The sequence below is a fragment of the Vibrio sp. SCSIO 43135 genome (genome assembly GCF_023716665.1).
Lineage (GTDB): Bacteria > Pseudomonadota > Gammaproteobacteria > Enterobacterales > Vibrionaceae > Vibrio > Vibrio paucivorans.
Window position 1 is genome coordinate 1,043,095 of record NZ_CP071860.1, and the last position, 18,930, is coordinate 1,062,024.

General features: G+C 45.9%; 21 protein-coding genes and 1 riboswitch. Of the genes, 2 read left to right on the forward strand and 19 right to left on the reverse strand.

Translation table 11 applies throughout. The features are described from left to right. Positions 1-36 precede the first annotated feature (36 nt). From J4N42_RS19125 to J4N42_RS19135, 3 genes are read right to left on the reverse strand one after another with little or no spacing between them, the layout of a single operon-like run. Entirely contained in the window at positions 37-696 is a 660-nt protein-coding gene (locus J4N42_RS19125) for a TVP38/TMEM64 family protein (protein WP_252031055.1), read from the reverse strand. A 10-nt stretch (positions 697-706) separates the two neighbouring features. Continuing rightward, the gene (locus J4N42_RS19130) at positions 707-1,168 is read right to left on the reverse strand and encodes a DUF2141 domain-containing protein (RefSeq protein ID WP_252031058.1); all 462 of its coding nucleotides are present in this window, start codon (positions 1,166-1,168) and stop codon (positions 707-709) included. After that, entirely contained in the window at positions 1,168-1,896 is a 729-nt protein-coding gene (locus tag J4N42_RS19135; RefSeq protein WP_252031061.1) for an SDR family oxidoreductase, read from the reverse strand. Before J4N42_RS19135 ends, J4N42_RS19130 begins: the two co-directional genes overlap by 1 nt. 89 nt (positions 1,897-1,985) lie before the next feature. Here J4N42_RS19135 and J4N42_RS19140 point away from each other — a divergent pair, with 89 nt between their 5' ends. After that, entirely contained in the window at positions 1,986-2,513 is a 528-nt protein-coding gene (locus J4N42_RS19140) for a Crp/Fnr family transcriptional regulator (protein ID WP_252031064.1), read from the forward strand. Between the two features lie 22 nt (positions 2,514-2,535). Here J4N42_RS19140 and J4N42_RS19145 read toward each other — a convergent pair whose 3' ends face one another. From J4N42_RS19145 to J4N42_RS19195, 11 genes are all read right to left on the reverse strand, one after another. Beyond that, on the reverse strand, positions 2,536-3,924 hold the full coding sequence (locus tag J4N42_RS19145; RefSeq protein ID WP_252031067.1) for an MATE family efflux transporter: 1,389 nt from the start codon (positions 3,922-3,924) through the stop codon (positions 2,536-2,538). Positions 3,925-3,942: 18 nt separating this feature from the next. Next, positions 3,943-4,464: an NADPH-dependent FMN reductase gene (locus J4N42_RS19150; RefSeq protein ID WP_252031069.1), complete on the reverse strand. Its 522-nt coding sequence runs from the start codon at positions 4,462-4,464 to the stop codon at positions 3,943-3,945. A gap of 275 nt (positions 4,465-4,739) precedes the next feature. After that, positions 4,740-5,360: a DsbA family protein gene (locus J4N42_RS19155; RefSeq protein ID WP_252031071.1), complete on the reverse strand. Its 621-nt coding sequence runs from the start codon at positions 5,358-5,360 to the stop codon at positions 4,740-4,742. Between the two features lie 57 nt (positions 5,361-5,417). Further along, positions 5,418-6,044, reverse strand: a complete 627-nt coding sequence (thiE, locus tag J4N42_RS19160) for a thiamine phosphate synthase (protein ID WP_252031073.1) — start codon at positions 6,042-6,044, stop codon at positions 5,418-5,420. Between the two features lie 63 nt (positions 6,045-6,107). Beyond that, positions 6,108-6,893 carry a hydroxyethylthiazole kinase gene (gene thiM, locus J4N42_RS19165; RefSeq protein ID WP_252031075.1) on the reverse strand — a complete coding sequence of 262 codons (786 nt, stop codon included), beginning with the start codon at positions 6,891-6,893 and terminating at the stop codon, positions 6,108-6,110. Between the two features lie 12 nt (positions 6,894-6,905). Further along, positions 6,906-7,580 (reverse strand): thiaminase II, encoded by a 675-nt coding sequence (tenA, locus tag J4N42_RS19170; RefSeq protein ID WP_252031077.1) that lies wholly within the window; start codon positions 7,578-7,580, stop codon positions 6,906-6,908. A 21-nt stretch (positions 7,581-7,601) separates the two neighbouring features. Then, a complete protein-coding gene (locus J4N42_RS19175; RefSeq protein WP_252031079.1) occupies positions 7,602-8,552 on the reverse strand; it encodes an ABC transporter substrate-binding protein in 951 nt (316 codons plus the stop codon). A 40-nt stretch (positions 8,553-8,592) separates the two neighbouring features. Then, complete coding sequence (locus J4N42_RS19180) at positions 8,593-9,390, reverse strand: ABC transporter permease (RefSeq protein WP_252031081.1); 798 nt, start codon at positions 9,388-9,390, stop codon at positions 8,593-8,595. After that, the gene (locus J4N42_RS19185; RefSeq protein ID WP_252031083.1) at positions 9,383-10,252 is read right to left on the reverse strand and encodes an ABC transporter ATP-binding protein; all 870 of its coding nucleotides are present in this window, start codon (positions 10,250-10,252) and stop codon (positions 9,383-9,385) included. Before J4N42_RS19185 ends, J4N42_RS19180 begins: the two co-directional genes overlap by 8 nt. Continuing rightward, a complete protein-coding gene (gene thiD / locus J4N42_RS19190; RefSeq protein ID WP_252031086.1) occupies positions 10,227-11,069 on the reverse strand; it encodes a bifunctional hydroxymethylpyrimidine kinase/phosphomethylpyrimidine kinase in 843 nt (280 codons plus the stop codon). The genes J4N42_RS19185 and thiD overlap by 26 nt, the downstream gene beginning before the upstream one ends. 63 nt (positions 11,070-11,132) lie before the next feature. After that, positions 11,133-11,231, reverse strand: a riboswitch (TPP riboswitch). 105 nt (positions 11,232-11,336) lie between these two features. Then, complete coding sequence (locus tag J4N42_RS19195; RefSeq protein ID WP_252031089.1) at positions 11,337-12,227, reverse strand: LysR family transcriptional regulator; 891 nt, start codon at positions 12,225-12,227, stop codon at positions 11,337-11,339. 124 nt (positions 12,228-12,351) lie between these two features. Here J4N42_RS19195 and J4N42_RS19200 point away from each other — a divergent pair, with 124 nt between their 5' ends. Continuing rightward, positions 12,352-12,990, forward strand: a complete 639-nt coding sequence (locus J4N42_RS19200) for an NAD(P)-dependent oxidoreductase (RefSeq protein ID WP_252031092.1) — start codon at positions 12,352-12,354, stop codon at positions 12,988-12,990. 67 nt (positions 12,991-13,057) lie between these two features. On the opposite strand, the gene J4N42_RS19205 is transcribed toward J4N42_RS19200, so the two are convergent. The 5 genes from J4N42_RS19205 to J4N42_RS19225 form a co-directional block, all read right to left on the reverse strand. Further along, positions 13,058-14,227, reverse strand: coding sequence for an MFS transporter (locus tag J4N42_RS19205; protein ID WP_252031094.1), 1,170 nt, complete (start codon positions 14,225-14,227; stop codon positions 13,058-13,060). Between the two features lie 219 nt (positions 14,228-14,446). Beyond that, a complete protein-coding gene (locus J4N42_RS19210; RefSeq protein ID WP_252031097.1) occupies positions 14,447-16,252 on the reverse strand; it encodes a class I poly(R)-hydroxyalkanoic acid synthase in 1,806 nt (601 codons plus the stop codon). 61 nt (positions 16,253-16,313) lie between these two features. Continuing rightward, positions 16,314-16,661, reverse strand: coding sequence for a phasin family protein (locus J4N42_RS19215; RefSeq protein ID WP_252031100.1), 348 nt, complete (start codon positions 16,659-16,661; stop codon positions 16,314-16,316). A gap of 40 nt (positions 16,662-16,701) precedes the next feature. Next, positions 16,702-17,907 carry an acetyl-CoA C-acetyltransferase gene (locus tag J4N42_RS19220; RefSeq protein WP_252031102.1) on the reverse strand — a complete coding sequence of 402 codons (1,206 nt, stop codon included), beginning with the start codon at positions 17,905-17,907 and terminating at the stop codon, positions 16,702-16,704. 13 nt (positions 17,908-17,920) lie between these two features. Then, the gene (locus J4N42_RS19225; RefSeq protein WP_252031105.1) at positions 17,921-18,661 is read right to left on the reverse strand and encodes an SDR family oxidoreductase; all 741 of its coding nucleotides are present in this window, start codon (positions 18,659-18,661) and stop codon (positions 17,921-17,923) included. Positions 18,662-18,930: the final 269 nt, after the last annotated feature.

The following is an 18,930-nucleotide window of genomic DNA, read 5'->3' on the forward strand; positions in this document are numbered from 1 at the left end:
CAATATCAATAGCCATTTGATGACATCGCATAAGGCTTACTTGGTGGCAACTGCCAGAGCCTGCCTGCGAAACCAGTACCAGCCAAGCCACAAGATCCCTGTCATTAACGCCGCAGCGATCAATGCTGGCTTCGGGTTATTCATGCTACTGATGGAACCAGCGTAAGCAGCAATCAAGCAATACGGGACTGTGCTAATAGTCCATGCAAGCATGAACTTAGACAATTTCATGCCCGATGCGCCCGCTAAACAGGCCGTGACTTCCGGCAAAATTGGGGTAGCCCGAGATAGCAGTATCATGGTGAAACCATGCTGGTTAAATGCCTGTTTTGCTTCTGCAATGTTTGTCTTTTCCTTCAGTAATTTGAGTAGCAGTTTTTCGCCGTATCGAAACGATATTCCATACCCGACTAACCCAGCGAGCGTCATCCCACTTGTTGCCGCCAGTGCACCAAACCATTGCCCTAAGAAGAACCCAGCCAACAAAGTGATGGTGAGTGTGGGCATTGCGACGAACAAGTCTGCGGTCAGCAGTAATACTGCAATTGCAAAAATGTATAACGGTGAAATCGACTGAGCCAATTCAAACCAGCGTTCAATTTTTTCAACGTTCAATACCCCAATCGCGTTGAGTAGGATGAACGTAGAGGCGAATGCGAGCGCCAATACCAGTAGCACTTTAATCATTGAAGACATAGCCAGCTCCTTACGGGTAAAGAATGGCAATCTGAAGCCGAGCACTTTGCTCATTCAGGTTCACCACGCTATTTCGATAAGTAGGAGCACCAAGAAGCGTCACTTTCTGATCATTGGAAAATCCAAGCCCTTCCGATGGGTAAACGCCAGTCCAGTTTTTGCTAACCTTGCCTGTGCCATCTTCGTCGTGTAGCACTTTTATCGCTAGGTTCGATTGCTGAACATTAAATTCAAAGTGTTGCGTGTCTCCATTAACCGGCATTACTTTAGATTGCAGCGCTTTATCATGCTGCTTGGGAAAGCCTTCTTCGGCGAAAACAAACACGATCACATCTCCTCCCCGTGCCACATCAATCCCAGTCACTTCAACTTCGACGGTCAGGCTGTCCGTTGCTGCAGCGACAGCGTCTTCAGATGCAGCGGCCTGAGTAACAAATGCCGATAAAACCATAAACCATTTATGCAGCTTCATTACGCATTCCTCATGATTCGGTATGCCATTGCAGGGAAAAAACGCAGAAGCCATCGAAGCAGCTTAACTTTGCCTATGTCGTTTGCTTTTTGCTCTGCTTTTATTCCGTGTATGATTTTTTGTGCAGCGCGCTCAGCTGACATCTTGCTTTTACCTCTGCCATACGTCATGGGCGTGTCGACCACAGGAAGAAAGGCTTGTAGCACCTTGATATTGAGCTCGGCTAATTGATAACTGAGTGAGGTAGAGAAAGTACTCAATGCACTCTTGGTGGCACAGTAAACCGCAGAGCCTTTTTTAGGCGTTAACGCTAGCCCTGAGTTCACATTGAGTACGGTAGCTGAATCAGACTTTCTTAGCAGAGGCAGCAGTAGATAAGTTAAACAGCACACCGACGTGAAATTAGTCGTAATTTCCCGAACAATGGTTTGGTAGTGGAAGTCGTCACTGTCGAACGTCGGCGTGTATTGAACCGCAGCGTTATTAATGAGCACATCGATGTGGGAATGTTGGTTTTCGATGGTTTGGGCAAGCTTTTCTACCGATTCAATCACCGCTAAATCTACCCAACAAGTTTCGACGCCATAATTGAGCTCAAGCTGTCGAAGCTTTTCGAGATCGCGCCCAGCGATAACAACTCGATTACCAGTACAAAGCTGCTCTACCAAGTGCAAACCTATCCCAGACGTCCCACCGGTGATGAGTATTGTCTTATTTGTTAACTCCATTCTTCACCATTCCTTTTGCTTGTATTAGGCTGATTGGTAATCAATCTAAGCAACAGAGCTGGTGTTGGCGTTAACCTGGGTTAAAAGTGATGGAATTTTCTGAATACGTAAAGAAATACGGAAAGCGAGTATGCACAAAGCAAGGTGAGTATATTTTCCATCAAGGAGAAAGTAGCCCCCACCTATACTCGATTCAACGCGGGATTCTAAAAGCGGTGTATGTCACCGAAGACGGCAAAGAGCTTATAAAATCGTTTTTGCAGGAAGGAGACGTGATCGGCAGCATGACTGCAGCCTATGCACAGAAAAAAACGACTTTTGGCTTAGTTGCACTCAGTGACACAGAGTTACTTCAGATTGATTTTCAGGATTTGTATCAAACCACACAACAAGATGAACAGCTCGCTCAGCAAATGATCCAGCTGTTGCTCAGTTTTGCAATGAAAAAAGAACAGCGTGAACGCGACCTATTATGCTTATCCGCCGAGCAACGATTTACGCAGCTAGTCGATACCGCTCCGGAATTATTAGAACGTGTTACTCAGAACGACATTGCACGCTATCTGGGCATCACTCCTGTTGGATTAAGCCGAATAAAACACAGAGTAATGCCTTAGCCTACTCGGTCAATTCATTGGGCTAAGTGCGGCTGAATAACCCCTTTAGATCACTCCAGTAGTCTTCAATCGGTGACTGTTGGTCAAGCTGTGATTCCGATTGTTTCACCCAGCTATCGAGCAATTTCTTGGCGTACATCATTCCCAACACATTCGCTATTGCAATCCCGCCCCAGATAAACTCAATGTCCAGTTGCGCTCCAATAAAAACTAATGGAATAGTCAGCATTAGTGATTTCACTAAGGTCAGTTTGAGAGATGAACTGGCTTGTTGCACGCCATTCAGAAATGCACTCGTGAGTAAAACTAGCCCATAAGCAGGAAAGGTGATCCCCACTACGTAAAAGTAGAGCGCGCCGTGCTCAACGACCTGTGGTTCATGTGTAAACAACCCCATGATTTCTCGGCTGAAAAGCGCAATCAATCCAAACGTCGCTAGCCCCCAATACACCGTCATTCTCCCTGAATACGCTACGATAGCATCTAAGCGATGCGTCGCTCTCGCACCAAAATTTTGCGCGACTAAAGGAGTGACAATCACACTAAGCGATAGAATACCGGTCAATAATAACGACTCTAATCGCGTTGCAATTCCGAATGCAGCGATTGCCGACTCCCCATGACTTGAAACCATGCGAGTAACAAATGCGATGGCTATTGGCCCGAGTATTTGCGCGGCGATCGCAGGCGTAGAGATTCGTAAGATTTCTTCGACTTGCGCTTTAACGTCATGGACAGCTTGAAACGACAATATGTCTTGTTCGAACAGTAGCACCAACATCAACACGGCGATCACAGCCCATGAAATCAACGTCGCAATCGCAGCACCTTGGAGTCCGAGCTCGGGGAAAATTCCGAAGCCAAAGATCAAGAAATAGTCGAACACTACATTAGTGACACCACCAATCGCCATGATGATGGTTGTTTTCACCATTACGCCTTTTGCCATCAAGGCAGCGTTGGCGATTAACCCAATCACCAATAGTGCCATACCTAAGTACAAAGGCCCCATATACTCGCCAACTAACGCGGCCGTCTGAGCATCTGCCCCTAGCAAGCTAAATGTCACATCTATGGTGCTATACCCTAACCCGCCAAGCAGCAGCGTAAAGAGAGCAAACAGGACGATAGAAATGGTGCCGAGCGATTGCGCTTTGCGTTTGTTATTTTCTCCAAGTGCTTTACCAACTGTGGCAGAAACACCGGCGGCGATACCCATAAAAAGGCCTACCACAAGAATATACACTGGGTAGGCAAAGCTTATTGCGGCTAGTGGTTGAGTGCCCAGCTTGCCGACAAAATAGCTGTCGACAAGTTGAAACAAGAAAGTCATTAGCATGCCAAACGCTGCTGGCGCTGCCATTGAAAGCAGCGCGGACTTTACAGGCTTGGTTAGGAGTGGCTGTTCCATAGCGCTACCTTTTGGTGATTATAGTGTTTCGATCGCGTCCAACAGCTGCTGGTTGAACTCTCCGCTGGTGACCGTGCCCGATTCAAAGTCGAAGTTGTCGTAGAAGCTGGCAAGTGAAATAGCAGCTTTTACATCAGCCGCAAAATACGGTGCAGATCCTTTCGCGGCTGCTAATACGGTACTAGCACCGCCTGGACCCGGCGACGTTGCGAGCATCAGAACAGGTTTACTTTGGAACACTTGCATGTTGATACGCGACGTCCAATCAAACAAATTCTTGTACGCAGCGGTATAAGAACCGTTGTGCTCTGCAAAAGAGATAACAAGCACATCCGCTTCACCAATAGCTTTGAAGAAGCGCTGCGCTTGTTCAGGAGAGCCTAATTCTTTTTCACGATCTTCACTAAAAATCGGCATTTCGAAATCGTTAATGTCGATCAGGTTGATATCGGCGTCTTTAATCTGTTTCGCTGCGTAGTGTGCCAGTTGCTGGTTGATTGAGTTTTTACTGCTGCTTGCGCCAAATGCTAATACTTTCATTGTCTCTTCCTTAAAAATCGGTGGATGAAATTAATATAATTCAAATCCAACCAGCGATTAATAGACCAATAGTTAAAGGTTTATTTCCATATGACTAGTAATTAAATTAGCTTCTACTCTCGTAGATTTAAGACGTTTGAAATGAGTGCGATATCGGCGAGTTATTGTTCTGTAGATGATGCTGAGCTGTACTCAAGCCGAAAGCATGAATCGGCTTAAGTACATAGGAGTATTGGTTTGTGGAGGGTGAACAGGCTTGCTGCACCCTATTTGAATCAGATAAGCGCTAACAACGCTTTCACTTCATCGATGGTGGAGTCGGCATTTTGGTAGTCGATTCGAAGCTCAGTAATACGACCTTCTCGCTCGACAAATAGCGACGGGAAGCTATTACCACCAATCGAACGCGCGAGCGCAAGTTCGTTCTGTAGCTCGGTTTCAATCTCGCTCGATTCAAGGTCTGCCTTAAACTGCGCTTGATCTAAACCGGCCTCTTTAGCAACCTCAATCAATACCGAATTATCACTGGGGTTACGCGCTTGAAGGTAATAGGCATGTTGAATGGCAGTGAGCATGGTTTGCTCTTTACCTTGCTTACGGGCAGCCAATGTTGCCCGACACGATGGGTACGTTGAACGACGAGGTGTATTCTTTTCCCAAAAATCGTAATTAAATTGAGTGCCTAAATAGTCTTCAATACGTTTCCAGTATGACGCTATCTGAGTTTGCATCTCTAGCGGCATAGGCACATCTGAGTCGGGTGCGAGTCCACCAACAACGTAGACAACGTCTAGGTCCTTTGAGATTGCTTGTTCAATTTTGCTCCAAGTTGGTTTGTAGCCCCAGCACCAAGAGCACATTGGGTCGTATACGTAGTAGAGTTTGTTGGCTGTCATATCCATAGTCACTGAGCTGTAGTCCGTTTTATTACTCTACTACAACTCTGTAACCCTCTAACTTACAGACTTCTCAATTTGAGCGATTAGCTGTTTGGAAGCGGATTCAGGATCATCGGCATGACAGATTGCAGAAACCAGAGCGATACCCTCAACTTGAGTCGCTACTATGTCATCTAGGTTTGAGCTGTTAATACCACCGATTGCTACGATTGGCAGCTGGCTTTGAGCAACCGCTGCTCTTAATCCTTCGATGCCCCACTCTTTCTTGATGTTGGTTTTGGTTAGTGTCGCAAAGATTGCGCTCAACCCAAGGTAGTCCACATTAAGCTTTAACGCCTCGCTAAGTTGCCGCTCGTTTTCTACCGATAAGCCCAAGATTTTATCTGGACCAATTAGAGATCTTGCCATTTCCGCTGGCATATCCGACTGCCCTAAGTGAACACCATCGGCATCAACAGCTAATGCTACATCGACTCTATCATTGATGATAAGAGGTACACCTGAGCCTTTCAATACGGCTTTCACCGCTAACGCACGTTCTATAAAAGCACGAACATCACCATGTTTCTCTCGTACCTGAACCATGGTCACGCCACCAGCAACGGCCTGTTTTACGACATTAACCAGTGTTGATAGATCTTGTTGATCATCTGTGACTAGATACAAACGGTAAGGGTTCATAGGACTTCCTATTTTATGCAGAGCCTGCATACTGGAGACTCTGCATAGGTTTTACAAAATGGACTACGATAGCTTCAAACGCGCTGCGAGTGTGTCCGCATCAAGTTGGTACAGAGCATCCAGCAAGTTAACTTGCAAGCTGCCCGGCCCTTTTGATTGCTGAGCGGCAATTTCACCAGCTACCCCTAAAACAGCGGCAGCAGCTAAACCTGTCGTATCCCCTACTGCCGCAAATGCGCCAGTTAGAGCCGTCAGTGTACAGCCCATTCCCGTCACGTAAGGCATCATTTCGTGACCATTATTTAGCGTGTACACGTCATGTTCAGTCACTACGTAATCGGTCGCACCTGAAATTACGACGCTACACTTGTAGTGTTCGACAAGATAACGCGCGGCACCCAGTGCGGCTTCGCTGCTATCCAGTGCGTCTACGCCCTTAGATTGCCCTTGTTCACCGGCTAAACTAATGATTTCAGACGCATTACCGCGAATGATCAGTTTTTCCGCCAAAGACGCAATTTTTCTCGACGTCTCAGTTCGCAGTGAACTTGCACCGCAACCAACAGGGTCTAGAACCACCACTTTGCCGTTTGAATTCGCCTGCTCGACAGCAAACGCCATTCTAGGTGTCCAAACGCTATCAAGCGTGCCAATGTTAATCACCAACGCGCCAGAGAAAGACATCATCTCCGCCATTTCTTGCTGAGAGTGCGCCATGATTGGCGACGCGCCAATCGCTAACAGAGCATTTGCAGTGTTATTCATCACCACGTAATTGGTGATATTCACAACCAATGGTTTTTGATCACGTACTGCATTAAGCGCGTTATTAATTGTTTCAATGTTCATGTACGCCTCCGGTTACTTAGCCGCTTGCAGGGCGTCTAAGCCTTGCTGCCAAAAAGCAATTTCCATACGAGTCGCCGTTTTGAACACTTGAATCAAGTGTTGGCCACGCTGGCTATTGACATCAATCTCGGCCAATAATTGGTCTATACGTTCAATACTGTGACCAACGCCGTTTTGGAACTCTTCACCGCTGTATAGATCAATCCAGCTCGCATATGGGTTCCCGTCACGAACGGTGTTCTCATCACTGCCAAGGTTACGGCCAATTTCTGCATAACCGATTGAACAAGGTGCTAACGCTGCGTATAGGTCAACCAAATCGCCTGTCATGCCTGCATCCAGCACGTAACGTGTATATGCGACAGTACCAAAATCCTCTGGCTCCGCTTCCATATCGCGCTCGGTTAAACCCCATTCCTCGCAGTACGTCACGTGGTGTTTGATCTCGGAGTCTAGCAATGCATGAACACTTGGTAGTGCAAAGCGCATTTCTTCCAGAGTGCGCGCCTTGTAGATCGCTAGTGCATAAGCACGTGCATACTGCTTAAGGAACAAGAAATCTTGTTTCAAGTAATGCAAGTAACAAGGCTGAGCAAGTTCGCCCTTCGCCAATTGGGTAACAAAATCATGCTTGGTATACGCTTCCCAATCTTCACGGCAAGCGTTGATTAAATCTTGATGGTTCATTGTGATAACTCTAAGTCGTTATTATTGAAAACTGCGTACGTAATCTTTTGCTTCAGGTAGCGATTCGATGATGTCTTGCGCGTACATGAACTGCGCGTAATCGTCGTAGCGCTTAAGGTCAACAGCAGAAGGACGCAGCGCAAATCGAGTTAGCGTATCGTTCCATGCACGCTCATTCAGTTCGTTGTTTAATGTATCCGGTGCATAGGCAACAAACTCTTTCCACGATTCTTGTGGGTGGTTGACAATATAAGTTGTCGCCTGCTCTAGCGCCTTGTTAAACGCTACAATAGCTTGCTCGTCGTATTTGTTAGCGTTAGCAACAAAAATAAGCTCGTCGTAGGCAGGAACACCATTCTCTTCTGGGAAGAACGCTTTCGCTTTATAACCTTCCAGTTCAAGTTGGTTGGTTTCGAAGTTACGCAGTCCGCCCCAAATTGCGTCCACTTTACCAGATGCAAGTGAAGACGATAGCGCCCAGCCAACATTGATGATTTGTACGTCTTCGTAGTTCACGCCGCCTTTATCTAACATAGTACCGATGGTCGCTTCTTCGTTACCTGCAATAGCGATACCGATTTTCTTACCTTTAAGGTCACTCAGGCTTTGAATCTTTTTATTGTCTAGCACCATTAAAGTGTTCAATGGCGTCGCGATAAGGGTTGCTGAGCGAACAAGCGGCAGACCGGCAGCAACGTCAATGGTTAAGCTCGGTTGGTAAGACACCGCCAAATCGACTTTATTTGCAGCCACTAATTTAGCTGGCGTGCTTGGGTCGGCAGGCTCTTGAATGTCGACTTCGATGCCTTGTTCTTTAAAGTACCCACGCTCTTTAGCGATAACAATCGGGCCGTGGTTTGGGTTTACAAACCAATCCAACATAAGTGTCAGCTTCTTCGTTTCAGCTGCTACGCTGGTAGATAGGCTCAGAGCAGCAAGCGCAACTGCGCTTAAAATTGTTTTGTTTTTCACTAGATAGTCCTTTTGTTTTCTTTATATGCTTGAGGGAGATTCAAGCTTCCCATGGAATGAGTTTCTTAAGCCCTTTGTCTGCGATGAAGTACAGCGCAACGGAAAGTGCAGAAAGAATAAATAGAGCGGCGAACATTTCATCGATCATCATGCGAGCATTGGCTTGAAGCATTAAATACCCAAGGCCTTCACTCGAGCCAACCCACTCACCTGCAACAGCACCAATTGGCGCGATAACAACCGCGACACGTATACCAGACGCCAGTGTTGGTAGTGCGGCTGGAAGTTGGACACGCCTTAGCAATTGCCAACGAGTCGCACCCATCGTTTTGGCAAGATCGATATAGCCAACGGGGGTATTTCTAAGGCCGTCGTAGCAACAAGTTGTGACAGGGAAGAAGATAATCAGCGCAGCCATGACGACTTTCGAGGTGATGCCATAACCAAACCAAAGCATCAGCACAGGTGCAATCGCAAAGACTGGTATCGCTTGGCTGGCAATCAGCATAGGCAATAGCCAACGTTTTACCGGTTTGAACAGCAGCATCTGCAGAGCAAATGTCATCCCCATGGTTAAGCCAAGAAATAGCCCTAGAACGATTTCTTGCCCAGTCACCCAGGTATGCTTCAGCAATACGTCGTGGCGCTGTATCAGGCGTTCAAACACATCCAAAGGCGCAGGCAAAATGAAAGACGGCATATCAAACACCACCACAACCAACTGCCAAATTGCGACAATCACAGAACATGAAATCGCTACGCGCAGCGCTGGGTGAGAAACTCGTTCTTTCTTTTCCAATTTGTTTGAAATGGCGGTTACACGGGTCATGCTACTCATAATCACGCTCCAAACTGTCTAGGATGCTTTGCTGAATCTGAGCACATTCGGCATCGAGCTTTCTTGGTGTCGGAGATTTAGGGACATCCAAACATACCGCCCGCGCTGGAGAGCCACTCATAATGTATAACTGCCCAGCCAGCCTGATCGCTTCTTGCGGATCGTGAGTGATTAACACAACCGTTTTCTCTTTTAACAGTTCACACGCCAAATTCTGTAAGCGGTGGCGCGTGACAGCATCAAGCGCAGAAAATGGTTCATCCATTAATACAATCGGTTTGTCTTGCATTAAGGTTCGTGCAAGCGCGGCTCGTTGACGCATACCGCCCGATAACTGTTGAGGCAAGCTCTGAGCGTGGTCTCGCAAACCGACTTGCTCTAGCAGTTCTAATGCTTTGGAGGTTAGCTGCCCCTTCGATAATGAACTCGCTTCACCAAATTGGCTGCTAAGTAGTACGTTATCTAGCACCGACAGCCATGGCATTAACAAATCCTGTTGTGCCATGTAAGCGATATACGAGTGCACTTCTGCTGATAGCGTTTGCTGATTTTGAATTGAAACTGCACCACGCCATTCGACTTTATCGCCGAGCAAACCGGCTAAATACCGCAGTAACGAGCTTTTACCACAGCCACTCTTACCCAGTATGCAGGTCCAGTTTTTCGCTGGGATCTGCATAGTCAGTTTTTCAATCGTTGGTTGCGCGTTATCTAGATAGCGCAAGTAACCACCACGAATGTCGATGCATTCATCGGGGCTTTCTATCGCCTCATTATGACTCTGCTGACTGGCAGGCTGCTTTGTTGAATCAAGCTTCGTTGAATCCAACATAGTATTAGCGATTGCCTGCTTGGATTGCATAAAAGTGGTTAACCGGCCCATGGCCAGAACCGATATCCAGCTCATCAGCATGGGCAATAGCTTCAGAGATGTACTTCTTGCCCAAAGCCGTCGCTGAGCTAAGGTCGTTACCCTGCGCAAGATACGATGCAATCGCTGAAGATAAAGTACAACCCGTACCGTGAGTATTACGTGTTTTCACACGTTTTGCCGATAGCTGCTCGACCTCGTTCGCGGTAATCAATAGGTCATTACTGTTTTGATCTTTTTCTAGGTGACCACCTTTTAGCAATACAGCTTTAGCACCAAGATTACGCAGCTCCGTAATCATCTCGGTCATTGCTTGCTCAGTTTCAGGTACGTCACAACCAATTAACGCTGCACCTTCCGGTAGGTTTGGCGTAATAACATCAGCCAAAGGAAGTAACTCACTTTTTAGTGTCGTGATGGCCGATTGCTCTAAAAGAAGATCTCCGCTCGTCGCAACCATAACCGGGTCTACCACTAAGAATTTCGGTGAGTATTGCTTAATCTTTTCTGCCACCACTTTAATGATGGAAGAGTCTGCAAGCATGCCAACTTTTACAGCGATTACGTTGAGGTCGGTAAACACCGCGTCGAGCTGCTTCTCTACGTGCTCTAGTGGAATTGGAAAGATAGCAGATACGCCAAGGGTGTTTTGTGCTGTAATCGCAGTGATCGCGGAGCACGCATAGCTGCCTGTTGCTGAGATAGCTTTAATGTCAGCTTGAATACCGGCACCACCACCACTGTCTGAACCCGCAATGGTTAAAACAATCGGTGTGTTTACAGTATCGTTAGATGAAGAGTGCGGCATATAAGCTCCTAAGCAAGCGTGCAGGAACTTCTAGCCCTAGATCACGTGGCTATCGCCACAAGTGAGACAAGAGTGATAGTTCCCTACGCCAGTGTTAACTGAATCAGGTTCAACGGGTCTCGCTTTTGCGATCTCAGCCATTTGGCCCCCCGACTATGTTTCGCGATAATATCAATTTTGCGGCAAAGGGCAATGATTTAACCCAAATAAAAGAGCAGTTAATCATTAAATATTGCCTTAAGCGTGCTAAGTCCAACTTACATCGACTTACTGTGCTCGAATGTCGTGGCTCCATTGCTCGGCGATAAAGTCGATGAACTGCCTAACCACAGGTAATTGATAGCTACGGGATAGATACACGGCCCAGATCGCACTGCTCTGTAACGTGTATTCCGGTAGAATCCTGACGAGTTTTCCTTGCGCGATTAGCGGATTTGCTAAATCACAAGGTAGACGAGCAATACCCTTTCCACGCAGGGCTGCCAACGAAATCATCATGGTATCGTTGGCAAACAAATTACCCTGTACTTTTACGCTGACTGGTTGGTTGTCTTTTACGAAGTCCCAATGTGTTGCACCTAAATGACCAAAACAGTTATGAACTTCGAGATCTTGGAGCTGAGTTGGTTCACCCTGAATTTGCAGGTATTGTGGTGATGCACATACGATGGAGTCGACATGCATAAGCCGACGTGCAATAAGAGTGTCATCAGGTTCAGCGGTATAGCGCAGAGCAATATCTAGCCTTTCTTCAACAAGCTGAGAAAACTGATCGCTGGCAACCACTTCAATAATCACGTCAGGGTGTCGTTCAGTGAATTCGGAAATCACATCCAGCAACATGGTTTGCGCGAGACCGATTGGCGCTGAAATGCGGATCCTCCCCTCTAAACGGTCGGAATGACTCAGCGCTTTTACTTCAAGTTCTGCAACTTCGTTCAATATGCTCTCGCAGTGTCGCAGAGCTTGCTCGCCAACCGAGGTTAAGCTGACCTTTCTTGTGGTCCTATGCAGCAGGCGCTGTTTTAACCAAGTTTCAATCTCTTGGACATGACGAGACACCTGTAATCGACTTAGATCGAGGTTCTCTGCTGCTTTGGTAAAACTGGCGCAGTTTGCTACCTCAACAAAGCTACGCATGGCGATCAACCTATCCATTTCTCACCCTAATTAGATATCTATTGAGATACAATATACATCTATTTTTGATATTTATTGCAAATACCTTAACTAATAAACTTTCTCCATCGTCAAAACACAACAACACACGGAGAACGACGTTATGAATATTGCAGTATTAGGCGCAACTGGATGGATTGGTGGTGAGATCGTAAAAGAAGCGGCTTCACGTGGTCACAATGTCATCTCACTAGTTAGAGATAAGAGCAAGGTTGACGGCTTATCAAACGTAGTTCGCACACTTGATATTGAATCCAAAGATTTTGATCTTGAGCAGGCTCTCACTGATGTAGACACACTAGTCGTATCCATTGGCGGACGTGCAGCGAACAACCATGGAATCGTGGCTAAATCGGCAAACCGACTGCTTGCCTCACTTGCAGAAACAAAGACACAGCGCATAGTCTGGGTTGGCGGTGCCGGTTCACTGGAAGTCGCTCCAAGCACACCATTAGTGACGATTCCAGAGTTTCCTGAAGAGTACAAACCAGAAGCCATCGCTCAAGGCGAAGCACTGAAAGTATTCCGCCAATATCAGGGACCAACAACGTGGACTTACATTAGTCCAGCGGCTGAGATTTTCCCTGGTGACAAACAAGGAAACTATAGAGTTGGTGGGGAACAATTACTTACGGACGAGCAAGGTAACAGCCGTATTTCGGTGACCGATTATGCTCATGCTTTGGTCGATGAATTGGAATCGGCTAAACATCTAAACCAAAGAATTGGTATTGCCTACTAAGCACTAGCCTGACACTAAAGCCACTCCCTTACACTAGTTAGAGTGGCTTTATTATTGTGGCGCGACGTTATTGCGCAGCCATACGAGAACGGTACACGTTAACACTAAATATCACCATTACAGCGATGACAAACGGTAATACGTAAACGTTAAGCTTTTCCCATCCTACTGTCGCTTCCAACCAGCCAGAAAGTAGCGCGGTGATGGTCACACAACCAAACACCACAAATTCATTAAAGGCCTGCGCTTTAGGTTTATTGTGTGCCGCGTATGATTGACTAAACAAACTGGTTGCCGCGATAAACATGAAGTTCCACCCAACACCTAATAGCACAAGTGCCGAACGGAAATGCCAAATGCTTTGTCCATTAATGTTAATCATCACACACAGCACAAACAGCAACCCACCGGTCAATATCATCTTACGTGCACCCAATAACTCAATCAGCTTTCCGGTGAAAAATGCTGGGACAAACATCCCCAGTACATGCCATTCAATGACACCAGCTGCTTTATGAAAATCGAAGCCGCATCCGATCATCGCTAACGGTGTCGCTGTCATCAGTATATTCATTACCGCGTACGCAACCATTGCAGCAAATACGGCGATGAGAAAGTTAGGCTGCTTAGCGATCATCATTAGCGAGTCGGAGCTTGGCTGGGTGTGCTTTTTAGGTGCAGGAGGAAATTGGATGAATTGCAAAATCGCCAACGCGATAACATTGAGCACCACCAATGCAAGAAATGCCGTGGTATATAGGCCATCCGACGACCACTCAACAGATAAAATAGCCAAGTTAGGCCCTAGAAAAGCCGCAAAAACACCACCAGCCATAGAAATTGAAATCGCACGATGACGCACTTCTTCACTGCACACTTCAATCGCTGCAAAACGATATAAAGTACCAAAACCGATTCCTATACCCAATAAAAAAGCGCCTGAACAAAATAGGTAGAATTGCTGATTGGATAAGGCATAAGCTACCGTGCTCGCGCCAGTTATCCCAATGATGTTTCCGATACTAAAGCCTTTCTTGCGCCCTAGCTTCCCCATAATCAGCGAAGCCGGTATGGTCGCACACATTAGGCCCAGGAACTGCAACGCTACCGGCAAGGTGATCATATTGTCTGACGGAGCAAGCTGTTTCCCGACCAATCCAATTACGGAAATTAGCAATATATTTCCCGTCATCAGCAGTGCCTGACACACTGACAGCATCCATACGTTTCTGTTCATATATTCCTTGATTCCGCTTTAGAGCTCAGGACCTCTAGCCCCTCCTTTCTATCACTATCATTTTCGATATTTATTCTCAATACAAGTGTACCGGTAAGATTTAGTAAATTGCCTATAGGGTTGTCTCCCTTTTAACTCAAGCGCCCCCTTTTAGTTGGGGTAACAGAAACAAAAAGCCCAACCATTTGGTTGGGCTTTGGCAAAAATACCTAATGTTCATTAGGACTCTTCAACTTTCTCTTGGTTGTCTACTTTCGATTTAACCGGCAACACCTGCTTAACGTAACTACCTGGTGCAGGGCCAATAACTGGGAACTGCTCAGAGCCTTGAGTAAACGGCTCTACTTGTTCCTCAGCATTGAAGCTCAATAGCCATTGATGCCAATGTGTCCACCAAGATCCTTCTTTGTGACTTGCATTCGCTAGCCATTCTTCAGCAGAATCATCGAGGTTATCATTCAACCAGTAGCCATATTTGTTTTTGGCTGGATGATTCACAATGCCTGCGATGTGGCCAGACTCGCCAAGTACAAACGTCTTGTTTCCACCTGACTTTAACGCTCCGCGATAAGTACCTTGCCAAAGAGCGATGTGGTCTTCTTTGGTCGACACAAAATAGCTTGGGATTTTAATCTTGTTTAGATCAATCCATACACCACCGATTTTAACGCCTTTGTCTTGCACAAGCTTGTTCTCTAAGTAAAGCTCTCGAAGCAAGAAGTTGTGGCACTTAGCGGCGACATTGGTGCTATCGCTATTCCAGTACAGTAAATCAAAATCAACTGGGCTGTTGCCTTTGAGGTAGTTGTCGACGTAGTAGTTCCAGTACAGGCTGTTCTCACGTAACAAACTGAATGTCACACTCAATGAGCGTCCATCCATATAACCTTTGGCATTGTTCTGCATTTCAATAGCACTGACGATCGTGTCATTTACATAAGCCCCAACTTCTCCTGGCTGGGAGAAATCAAGTAACGTAGTAAAGAAGGTCGCAGACTTAATGCGCTTCTTCATACGTTTAGCAGCGTAATAAGCCACCGTTGATGCCAATACCGTACCACCGATACAATAACCAGCGGCATTGATTTGCTCTTGGCCAGTAATGTCTTCGATAGCTGACACAGCTTTAACAACGCCCTCTGTGACATAGTCGCCAAACTCAACCTGCGCCTGTTCTTTACCCGGATTGCGCCAAGACATCATGAAAACACTATGCCCTTGCTCAAGCAGCCAGCGCACCATCGAATTCTTTTCACGCAAGTCCAATATGTAGTACTTGTTAATGAAAGGAGGAACAATCAAAAGTGGCGTTGAATTGACTTTTTCTGTGAGTGGCTTGTATTGAATCAGCTCAAAAAGTTCGTTCTTAAAAACAACGTCACCGCCTGTGTTAGCAACATCTTCGCCTACACGAAAAGCATTATTGTTCGTCATGCGAATTTTAAGAATGTCCGCGCTTGACTCTACGTCTTCTTTTAGCTGTTCCAAACCCGATAACAGGTTCTCGCCATTTTGCTCTAACGTCAGCTTAAGCAGCTCTGGATTAGTCGCAATAAAGTTGCTTGGCGACATAGCGTTGATCGCTTGACGTGAGAAAAACGAAAGGCGTTCCTTCGTTTTTTCGTCTAGCCCTTCAATGCTATTGATGGTGTCTAGGTAAGTTTTGCTGAATAAAAGGTAAGATTGTTTAATAAAGTTATAAAACGCATCGGATTTCCATGCGTCGTCACTGAAACGCTTATCGCCTTTTTCAGCTTCAATTAAACTCTCGGTATTCCCTGCTAATGCGACGTTTTGCCAGATTTGAAGCTGTTGTTCCCACCACTGTGTTTGCAGCTTTAAAAGCGCAGCGGGCTGATTGGCAGCTTGTTCGAAGAGCTTTGCTGTATCTTCAAAGTTCACTTCTTGCATCGCTTTATTTAGAGGAGAGTTAACGGCTGCCTTGCTGAGTTCAAGATCGTGCCACCACTGTTGATTGGTTTCTTGGAGCTTTACAAGGTAGTCCGAAAAGAAGTGCTGAAACATAATTTATACTCCTGTATTCGGAAAAAAGCCGCCTTAGAAAGGCGGCAAGCGGATACTGTGCTTATGCAGGAGTCACAGTCTTAAGGTTTTCCGAAGTAAGAGAATCTACGTCTTCTTTAAACTCTTTTGCGATAGCTTGTAGCTTGTTGCTGTCGTCCATCATTTGCTGAGAAAGCTTCGTAAGAACAGATAGTTGCTGGCTGTTAAACGCAGTTAAAGACGTCACATCTTTAATTTCGCTCGCCGCTTTCATCTGAGTTAAACCCATTTCGCTGTAAGTGCGAATTGCGTTAAGTTGCAGCTCAGTTAGGACTTCAACATTCTTGGTCACAAGCTTGTTGAATTTTAGGTAAGGCTGTAGGTTCTGTTCAGTTTGGTCTGTGAAAGTTTTGAAGAAATCAGTGTACATAGTGTTGCTCCTAATAAATTTCTGGAAATTCCATTGATGATTAAACTAGTTTGACGACAACTGCCGTACCCATACCGCCACCTACACACAGTGAAGCGACGCCATATTGGCCGTTACGTCGGGTTAATTCATGAATAAGAGTGACTAAGATGCGATTTCCTGAAGCACCTAGAGGATGCCCAAGTGCAATTGCACCACCATTAACATTGGCTTTATCCAAAATGGATGAAACCGATACTTCGTGCTCTTCCGCGAGCTTATGAATCACGCCGAGTGCCTGAGCAGCAAAAGCTTCATTAAGCTCGTAAAGATCCATATCCGCTGTAGTTAACTCAGCCTTAGCTAGCGCTTTTGTTACCGCTTCTACCGGGCCTAACCCCATCACTTTTGGATCTAACCCCGATTGAGCGTAACTCTCGATTTCAGCGATAGGCGTTAACCCATGTAGCTTCACTGCGCTTTCAGATGCTAGAATTATTGCGCTCGCTCCATCGTTAATGCCTGAAGCATTCCCCGCCGTTACAGAGCCTTCGCGGTCAAAGGCTGGACGCAGTTTTTCTAGACCACTTAATGTTGCAGAAGACTTTGGATACTCATCCGTATCAAACACGATTGTTTCACGACGCTGTTTGACATCAACGGCAACAATTTCATCCTGAAACTTGCCTGCTTCAATCGCGGCAACCGCTTTCATTTGGCTACCCAGTGCGTATTCGTCTTGCTGCTGACGTGAAATATTCACCTCTTTGGCGACGTTTTCGGCCGTTACACCCATGTGGTATTGGTTGTAAACATCCGTTAGACCATCTGACACGAGTAAGTCAGTCAGCCCCATGTTGCCCATTTTGTGGCCGTCGCGAATGCTAGCTGGTACCGTGAATGGAATTTGCGACATCACTTCAACACCCGCTGCGACAACGATGTCTGCATCGCCGCTTTTAATATGGGAAGCCGCATCCATTACGGTTTTCATTCCGCTGCCACAGACCATGTTTAAGCTGTATGCTGGTACTGATTCTGGAATACCCGCGTACAATGAAGCCTGACGACCTACTCCCATTCCTTGGCCTGCACTTACAACATGGCCAACAATGACTTCATCCACAATCTCTGGATTTACATTTCCAGACGCCAAGGCCCCTTTAATGGCAACAGACGCTAAATTACCTGCCGACATATCTTTCAGTGTTCCACCGAAAGCACCAATAGGCGTTCGTTTTGCTGCAACAATAAATACTTTTTCCATAGCTCTCACCCTCTTAATGCATGTATAGGCCGCCGTTCACCGACAGTGTTTCGCCAGTGATGTACGCGCCGTCTTCGCTAGCCAAGAAACTCACCGCTTTGGCAATTTCTTCAGGTGTCGCTAAGCGTTTCATAGGGATTTGAGCTTTGATGGATTCAAGCACTTCAGGCTTCATTTGCTCAACCATTGGAGTCGCTGTGTAGCCAGGAGCAACTACATTAACGGTGACACCTGCGCGTGCCCCTTCTGCAGCCAAAGCCTTGGAGAAACCAATCATGCCAGCTTTCGCCGCTGAGTAGTTTGCTTGACCAAATTGGCCTTTCAGTCCATTTACCGATGAGATGTTGATAACGCGACCATCACCTTTTTCACACATTGCTGCGAATAAAGGTTGAGTCACATTAAACACACTATTGAGGTTAGTCTCGATGACATCTTTCCATGCACTAGCGGTCATCTTTTTAAATAGACCGTCGCGAGTGATACCCGCATTGTTAACGATCGTATCCACCGTGCCTTCTTCTTCAAGAAGTTGGGCTAAACGTTGTGCACATTCTTCTGTATTGGTTACATCCAACTCGAACAAGCGTACTTGGTCTTGAGTAAACTGCTTTTCATTAAACCAATCCAGCGCACACTGATAATTACCGGTAAAATAAGTAGCAATCACACGATAACCATCGTTGACGAGTTGAGTTGAAATAGCAGAACCAATTCCGCCTTTTGATCCAGTGATCAAAGCGACTTTTTTCATTAAGAGACTCCATTCTTAACAGCAATAAAATAAGTGCATCTGAGTGGTGCCGCTAAATAAGCACCAACTGACATTATTAGTATTATTCTCAGTATAAAAACTAAGAACTTGTTGTTATTTAAATTAAAGCCTAAATGTTACATTTCAAATACTATTTCGTTTTATATTCGTAAAGTTGAGGATGATCCCATAAGGGATGAAATGTTATATAGGTGTTAAATCCATTATAACCCTCTGTTTTAACTAAATTATTCCTTATTATTGAACAT

Bases quoted from the DNA above. Each gene is read 5' to 3' on its own strand.
- J4N42_RS19180 (WP_252031081.1), bottom strand. From the start codon at position 9,390: ATGAGTAGCATGACCCGTGTAACCGCCATTTCAAACAAATTGGAAAAG.
- J4N42_RS19185 (WP_252031083.1), bottom strand. From the start codon at position 10,252: ATGCAATCCAAGCAGGCAATCGCTAATACTATGTTGGATTCAACGAAG.
- J4N42_RS19200 (WP_252031092.1), top strand. From the start codon at position 12,352: ATGAATATTGCAGTATTAGGCGCAACTGGATGGATTGGTGGTGAGATC.
- J4N42_RS19125 (WP_252031055.1), bottom strand. From the start codon at position 696: ATGTCTTCAATGATTAAAGTGCTACTGGTATTGGCGCTCGCATTCGCC.
- J4N42_RS19205 (WP_252031094.1), bottom strand. From the start codon at position 14,227: ATGAACAGAAACGTATGGATGCTGTCAGTGTGTCAGGCACTGCTGATG.
- J4N42_RS19150 (WP_252031069.1), bottom strand. From the start codon at position 4,464: ATGAAAGTATTAGCATTTGGCGCAAGCAGCAGTAAAAACTCAATCAAC.
- J4N42_RS19215 (WP_252031100.1), bottom strand. From the start codon at position 16,661: ATGTACACTGATTTCTTCAAAACTTTCACAGACCAAACTGAACAGAAC.
- J4N42_RS19155 (WP_252031071.1), bottom strand. From the start codon at position 5,360: ATGACAGCCAACAAACTCTACTACGTATACGACCCAATGTGCTCTTGG.
- thiD (WP_252031086.1), bottom strand. From the start codon at position 11,069: ATGCCGCACTCTTCATCTAACGATACTGTAAACACACCGATTGTTTTA.
- J4N42_RS19225 (WP_252031105.1), bottom strand. From the start codon at position 18,661: ATGAAAAAAGTCGCTTTGATCACTGGATCAAAAGGCGGAATTGGTTCT.
- J4N42_RS19210 (WP_252031097.1), bottom strand. From the start codon at position 16,252: ATGTTTCAGCACTTCTTTTCGGACTACCTTGTAAAGCTCCAAGAAACC.
- thiM (WP_252031075.1), bottom strand. From the start codon at position 6,893: ATGAACATTGAAACAATTAATAACGCGCTTAATGCAGTACGTGATCAA.
- J4N42_RS19140 (WP_252031064.1), top strand. From the start codon at position 1,986: ATGGAATTTTCTGAATACGTAAAGAAATACGGAAAGCGAGTATGCACA.
- J4N42_RS19130 (WP_252031058.1), bottom strand. From the start codon at position 1,168: ATGAAGCTGCATAAATGGTTTATGGTTTTATCGGCATTTGTTACTCAG.
- thiE (WP_252031073.1), bottom strand. From the start codon at position 6,044: ATGAACCCTTACCGTTTGTATCTAGTCACAGATGATCAACAAGATCTA.
- J4N42_RS19195 (WP_252031089.1), bottom strand. From the start codon at position 12,227: ATGGATAGGTTGATCGCCATGCGTAGCTTTGTTGAGGTAGCAAACTGC.
- J4N42_RS19220 (WP_252031102.1), bottom strand. From the start codon at position 17,907: ATGGAAAAAGTATTTATTGTTGCAGCAAAACGAACGCCTATTGGTGCT.
- J4N42_RS19135 (WP_252031061.1), bottom strand. From the start codon at position 1,896: ATGGAGTTAACAAATAAGACAATACTCATCACCGGTGGGACGTCTGGG.
- J4N42_RS19145 (WP_252031067.1), bottom strand. From the start codon at position 3,924: ATGGAACAGCCACTCCTAACCAAGCCTGTAAAGTCCGCGCTGCTTTCA.
- tenA (WP_252031077.1), bottom strand. From the start codon at position 7,580: ATGAACCATCAAGATTTAATCAACGCTTGCCGTGAAGATTGGGAAGCG.